Below are 6520 nucleotides of genomic sequence, written 5' to 3'. Positions count from 1 at the left end.
ATAATTTTTATAATGTCTGTAAGATTAAATCTTGACTTCTACATATACTCTAAGCGCTATATTGACTTTTTTTTAATCTCCACGCAACAATGCTTACGCGGGAATGACGAGTTGGACAACCCTGACTACCCCTTAAAACTTGCAATTACCGGTATATGATCCGAAGGTTTTTCTTGAGTCCTTAAATTATAATCCATATAGCAATTTTCTAAATAGTCAATAGTATTATTACAACCAAGAATCATATCAATTCGCATACCTTTATTTTGTTCAAAACATCCGGCTCTATAATCCCACCATGAAAATTCTTGTTTACTCGGATGTATCAATCTATATAAATCCTCAAATCCGGAATTTAGAATAGTACGTAGTTTTTTTTGTTCAATTTCAGTAAAACAAGTAGTTTCAGCAAGAGCTTTAGGTGAATATACGTCTATATCGAACGGCGCAATATTGAAATCACCGCCTATGATAGTTTGTTCGTCAAAAGATTTTTTAGTTGATAGATAATTAATAAAATTATCATAAAATGCTAGCTTTGCTACAAATTTATCGCTACCGACAAATGAACCGTTAGGAGCATAGAGAGAGATTATATTACAAAACCCTATAGGTAATGATAATTTTATTTCTAAGAATCTTGCTTGATCACTGCAGTAATTATTCGAAAAATCCTTAATCATTTCATCGGCAGGAAATTTTGAAATTATAGCAACACCGTTATATGATTTTTGCCCGTGAACATAAAAATTATAAGGTAGATCGGATAATTCATCAAAAGGAAATTTTTCGGTTTCGCATTTTATTTCTTGCAATAATAAAATATCCGGATTTTCTTTAGATAAAAAATTATGCAATAAATTAAGTCTTGTTTTTATGGAATTAATATTCCAAGTAGCTATCTTCATGTTTGTTTTTCTATGTCTTCTAATTTTTCATTACGGAATCGCCACTCAAGAAAACCAAAATGATAGACTAAGAGACTAGTAATAAATGCTCCGGAAATTACTATAATCATTGAATATTTTATTGTATGATAATTTGGATTACTACCATACATATCTAATAATACGCTAAAAGCTATACCCCATAATATAGTGATTTCAATATTAACGCCTCTTGGTACCTTCTTAATTGAATTTTCTTTCATAATAAAATCTTGTAATATTGCACCACAATTAGCCGTAATGAAAGCAAAAAACGGTCCCCAAAAACTTAGAGGCTCAATTTTGTGAATAATAACCATTGTAACTCCTATAATTATAAAAGTTGCTTGTCCGAATGAATCGCAAATTGCTACTATATTATTTAATGATTGTTCTAAATAATTATCTTCAGCAATCTGCTTATTATAATAGCTGAATAATTTAATAATTGTAAAACCGAGTAAAACTACTACAAATATGTAATAGAAATAAGAAGGAGTAAAGTAGAAGTTTAAATGTCCGGTATCATGGTTTACTATTAAATCTAACATTATACAGCTCCTAACAGATGGTAATACCGCAAATAAAAATGTACCGAATAAAGTACTATTTTTTCTGCTACTCAAAATAATTCCCGAAAAAGCAAAAGCAAGGCAACCAAGTAAACCTATAACATGGCACCAACGAGAATCTATAGATTTAGGCAATAGAATATGATATATATGTCTTAATAATTTTTTTATACTTGTTACTTGCAAGAAAATCATCTATCGCAAAATTAAATTGTTCAACTATATTTAAAGATACGGTTTTTTTGCTAAACATTAAATGTAGGGGAGTTTTAATATTTAAGGGAACTTCTAATATATTCCTGTCCATTGTTCTTCCTAAAATATTAACGGCACCGACAATTCGATCACTAATGAAACCATCAATTTCTTTCTTGATTATTCCGTTTATCAATTCCATATTATTTTGATATATTCTAATTATATCTTGATTTTTCTCATTATATAAAAACTCCGTAAATTTAGGTTCTCCGTATACAGTACCTTTCACTATTCTTAACTGAAGATTAAATAGACGTATTTGTGCTGCTAGTTCATTAACATTTTGGAAATTTAACTTTTTGGCAAGCGGTTCAATAATAAATAATGATAATTCTTCAAGACGATAAGGCTTTGAAAAATAAGCATAGTTACTTCTCTCAGTAGTATAAGTAGCTCCTGCTGCCATGTCGGTATTTCCGCTTTGAATATCTAATTGATCCTGATACCAGCTATCTTGATTATACTTAATATTGATACCTATTTTTGCAGCAACAGCGTTAATTAATTCTATATCCATACCAGAAACGGTAGTATGACCGTTTGAAGTAGCAATTAAGTATTGGTAAGGTTCATTTATATACCGGCATTTATCAAAGTTTTTTATCGGCTGTCTCCTCGTATTCTAAAATTGCTTGTTGTTCGTTTGCACCTATGCTCAAAGCATAAAAATTTTTAGGAACGAGAAGTATAAAAATAAAAAGCTTTAAAGTTTTCATGGTTTGTATTTTTTTAAATTAACGTGTCATCCCGCGGCAATACTTTATCGTCATTGCGAGGAGCGAAGCGACACAGCAATCTCATGAGGTAATACTAATTCCTGAGATTGCCACGCTCCTTTTAGTCGCTCGCAATGACGGTATTACGAACTACCTTAATTTCGCCGTCAGAAAATCTAATATTAAAAATTTTTTCATCTACAGCAGTAATTTTAGAAGATAAAAAATTACCCGTTTCTCCTTTAACTATAGCAAAACCTCGTTTTAATACGTTATTATAATCAAGGCTTGCAAGTAACGTACTATTTAATTCTAATTTATACTCAAAATTTTTCAAAGTATTATTTGCCGATTTTGATAGATAAGCTGTTTGATGTGTTAATTCTAATGTTTTGTAATTGAGTATTTTAGCAGGGTTAACTCTTTCTTTAGAAAAAGATTTAATCTTTGTTTCTTGTAGTTCAATAAAGCACGGTAAAGCATCTAGCAAATTAAAACCGGTTTCGTCCAGTAATTGTTGCTTATTATTCATATAGTGCGAGAGATATCTGTGTATTTTATCGTAATTTATTATATTTTGTTCGTGATATTTAATTAACCCGCTAGTATTATTCAATAATATTTTTTCATAAGATTGTAGAGTATTATTGAAAATAGACCGTACCGGTACAGCAAATTCTGCGGCAGCAGTCGGTGTTGGAGCTCTTTTATCGGCTGCTAAATCTATTAAAGTATAATCCACTTCATGACCTACTGCGGAAATAATAGGAATTTTTGAATTATAAGCGGCACGTACTAATATCTCATCGTTAAATGACCAAAGATCTTCTATAGAACCGCCGCCTCTAGCAACAATTATAACACTTGGTTTATTTATCTCTTCTAAATTGTTAAATCCTTCAATTGCTTCAGCAATTTCATTGCCGGAATTTTCGCCTTGTACGCTAACCGGCCATATTATTATCCGAGTTGGAAAACGTTCGCGAATGCGATGAATAATATCTTTAATAACAGCACCGGTTATTGAAGTGATAACGCCTATTTTATCAGGTAAAAAGGGTATAGGAATACGTATTTTATTAAATAGCCCCTCTTTTTCTAAACGAGCTTTGCGTTCATTTAGAATTTGCAACATAGCGCCAAGTCCTGCAGGCTGCAAATTATCTACCGATAATTGATAGCGTGAATTACCTGCATAACTTGAAAGCTTGCCGCTAATCACCGCTTCCATACCGTCATTTAAAGGAAATTTGATTTTAGCAAGAATAGGACGCCAGCAAGTACAAGCTAAAATAGCGGTATTTTCTTTTAAGTTAAAATAAGCATGACCTGAGCTTGCTATTTTTAAACCTGAAATTTCTCCTTTTACCTTAATATAGCCAAAATTATTTTCTAATAATTCTTTGATTTTATTAGAAATCTCACTAACTGAAAACTCTTTGGTTGCTTGATTTGCAATGAAATTGTCTAGCATTTTATTCTTGGTTTTTTGGGGCTGAGAGTAGTGCATTATTCGTCATTGCGAGGAGAAGCTATAAGTTTCGACGAAGCAATCTCAGGAAGTTTGACGAGATTGCCACGTCGATGCTACGCATATCCTCGCAATGACGTTACCTCAATAGAATAACCTTGCTACTCTCAAAAGAGCAAGCAAAATTTTTTATTATTTGATATATTACTAATAGCTTGCTATTATTTTTTACTATTAAAATATATTTATTAATATAAATGCTATTGCGAATAATATGCTTGCTTATTATCATAATATTTTCTTTGGTAAGCTTTGCCGATCTTTCTAAGAATGGTCAGAATATTAAAATTAGTAATATGATAGCCGACTTCGTAGAGTATAACGAAAGTCAGGATTTGATATATGCTAAAGGTAATATAAGAATTATCACGGATGAGTATTTATTAACGGCAGATAATTTACTTTATGATATAAAAAATGATATTTTATGGGCAGAAGGTAATATCCGAATTAAGGATAAACAAAACAGAATAATAGAGGGTGATAAAGCAGTTTTAAAAGACGAATTTAAGAAAGGGATTATATCGGAATTCATTTTACTTTCCGGTGATAATAATCTTTTAATTGCTAAACTTGCCGAAAGAATAGACGAAAATAATCTTAAGCTGCACCATGCCGAATTTACCCCTTGCGATGTTACTTGTAATAGAAACCCTATTTGGCAAATTGCTGCTAAGGATACTTATATTTACTCTGAAGAACATAGAGTAGTTTATAAAAACGTGTTTTTTGAAGTATACGGCGTACCGATTTTTTACTTACCGTATTTTTTTCATCCGACTCCTACGGCCCCTGCAACTTCCGGATTATTGGTACCTGACGTCAAAAATAAAGGGTTTGGTATACCTCTATATCTACGTGCAAAACCTAATATGGATTTTACTCTCACTCCAAGGATTTTTAGTAAATATCAAACTTATGAGCTAGAAGCACGTGATCGCCCGAATGATACCGATAATATGAATTTTCAAGGTAGTTACGGTAAATTACCGTATTTTCTAAAAAAAGACGGAAATATAGTAAAAAATAAAAATGCTTCTTCTTATCATTATATAGCAAGCGGTAATTTTATTAGTACCGATAAAGTTTATGATTACGGCTTCAGGGTGGAGCGTACATCGGATAAAGCTTATTTAAAAAATTATTATAATAACTACGCTTCATATTTAACTTCTAAAATATTCTTAAACAAAATTCATGAAGCTGATTATTTTTCGGCGGAAGGATTAAGTTTTCAAGGCTTAGGTAGTAATGATAGTAAATATACTGACCCGTTAGTATTACCGAAAATCAATACAAAAAACGTGATAAATTTGAATGATAATGAAAACAGCCATATCGTTGTTGAAAATAATACGTTAATGTACAAAGAAAGAATAGGGAAACAAGTCGCTAGAACCTCTTTGCAACTATCCTTTATGCAGAATGTGCTTACTTCTTCAGGGCAAATTTTTGATTTTGTAGCAAAAGATAGAGGTGATTTTTATCTTGCTAGACGGGCTTATTTAGATAAGACGAGAGAAAGTAAATCATTTCAAAGGAATATACCGGAATTGCAAACCTTATGGCGTTATCCGTTAGTAGGTAATACAACAAAAACGATAAATTTACTTATTGAGCCGGTAGTTTCTTTTACTATAGGACGTAAACTATCTAAGAAAGATAAAAAATTTGTTATAATTGATCCTGCTAAATATGAATTATCCGAAAAGAATATCTTTTTATCAAATCGTTATAGCGGTATTGATTGCCATGATTTCGGTAATAGATTAAGTTACGGCTTAAATACTAGTATCGCTAAAGAAGAAAATTATTTAAAATTATTTTTAGGACAGTCACGTAATACAAGATATAGTATAGATTTGCCTGCGGATGATACGGAAAATGTAGGACAGATTCTAGGTAATCTTTCTAATAATTTAGAAGTGTTTTATAGCTTTCGGAAAGATAAATATTTCAGACCTATTAGAGATGAGGTGGGAGGAAATTTTAACTATGATAAGATTAACTTGCTAGGTAGTTTTATTCAGCTTACAAACCTTAAAAAATATTATTCCGTAGAAAGTATAAAGGTTTCAAATAATAGAGTACGACAATTTTATGGAGACATAAATTATCAGCTAGCGGAAAATTGGACTATAGGCTTTGGTGCACGTATTGACCTCTCTAGACGTTCTCCAAATTTACTTACTCGAACTATTAGGGTGACATATGCTAAAGATTGTGTTAGAATTACTGCAAAGATTTATTCCGATTATCTAGCCGATAGAAACAGAGGAATCACAAAGACTGCCTCTTCGCCGACTATTTCTATCGGTTTAAAGGTGCTAAATATGTGAGTTTAGCATTGTGCTTGTGTGGATAGCCGTCATTCCCGCAAGACCTTGTTGCGTAGATATAAAAAAAAGTAGCTGCGAACTAAGAAAAGTAGTAAATCGACAAAAAACTTAACCACAAGTGTGTATGTCAAAGCTACAAAAAGTTTGCAACTGGAAAGAATATAACAGAAGTTTAAAG

5 protein-coding genes and 1 pseudogene are annotated in these 6520 nt (G+C 31.6%); 1 reads left to right on the top strand and 5 read right to left on the bottom strand.

Annotated elements, in window-relative coordinates:
• Positions 1–125: 125 nt before the first annotated feature.
• The 5 genes and pseudogenes from xth to KYQ89_RS08375 all read right to left on the bottom strand — a co-directional run bounded on the left by xth (position 126) and on the right by KYQ89_RS08375 (position 4235).
• Entirely contained in the window at positions 126–908 is a 783-nt protein-coding gene (gene xth, locus KYQ89_RS05385; RefSeq protein WP_218460727.1) for an exodeoxyribonuclease III, read from the bottom strand.
• Positions 905–1633: a trimeric intracellular cation channel family protein gene (locus KYQ89_RS07915; RefSeq protein ID WP_256621421.1), complete on the bottom strand. Its 729-nt coding sequence runs from the start codon at positions 1631–1633 to the stop codon at positions 905–907. The genes xth and KYQ89_RS07915 overlap by 4 nt, the downstream gene beginning before the upstream one ends.
• Entirely contained in the window at positions 1626–2273 is a 648-nt protein-coding gene (locus KYQ89_RS07910) for a substrate-binding periplasmic protein (RefSeq protein WP_256621419.1), read from the bottom strand. The genes KYQ89_RS07915 and KYQ89_RS07910 overlap by 8 nt, the downstream gene beginning before the upstream one ends.
• Before the next feature lie 320 nt (positions 2274–2593).
• Positions 2594–3946: an exodeoxyribonuclease VII large subunit gene (xseA, locus tag KYQ89_RS05375; RefSeq protein WP_218460726.1), complete on the bottom strand. Its 1353-nt coding sequence runs from the start codon at positions 3944–3946 to the stop codon at positions 2594–2596.
• Positions 3947–4027: 81 nt separating this feature from the next.
• A pseudogene (locus KYQ89_RS08375) lies at positions 4028–4235 on the bottom strand (hypothetical protein).
• On the opposite strand from KYQ89_RS08375, the gene KYQ89_RS05370 reads away from it, so the two are divergent.
• Positions 4201–6342: an LPS-assembly protein LptD gene (locus KYQ89_RS05370; RefSeq protein ID WP_218460725.1), complete on the top strand. Its 2142-nt coding sequence runs from the start codon at positions 4201–4203 to the stop codon at positions 6340–6342. The pseudogene KYQ89_RS08375 and the gene KYQ89_RS05370 overlap by 35 nt on opposite strands.
• The last annotated feature ends 178 nt before the right edge of the window (positions 6343–6520 follow it).

The sequence above is a fragment of the Rickettsia sp. TH2014 genome (genome assembly GCF_019249195.1).
Lineage (GTDB): Bacteria > Pseudomonadota > Alphaproteobacteria > Rickettsiales > Rickettsiaceae > Rickettsia > Rickettsia felis.
Note: the sequence above shows the minus strand (reverse complement) of the source record. Positions and strands in the feature narration are given on the sequence as shown.

Bases quoted from the DNA above. Each gene is read 5' to 3' on its own strand.
- KYQ89_RS07910 (WP_256621419.1), bottom strand. From the start codon at position 2,273: ATGGATATAGAATTAATTAACGCTGTTGCTGCAAAAATAGGTATCAAT.
- xseA (WP_218460726.1), bottom strand. From the start codon at position 3,946: ATGCTAGACAATTTCATTGCAAATCAAGCAACCAAAGAGTTTTCAGTT.
- xth (WP_218460727.1), bottom strand. From the start codon at position 908: ATGAAGATAGCTACTTGGAATATTAATTCCATAAAAACAAGACTTAAT.
- KYQ89_RS05370 (WP_218460725.1), top strand. From the start codon at position 4,201: ATGCTATTGCGAATAATATGCTTGCTTATTATCATAATATTTTCTTTG.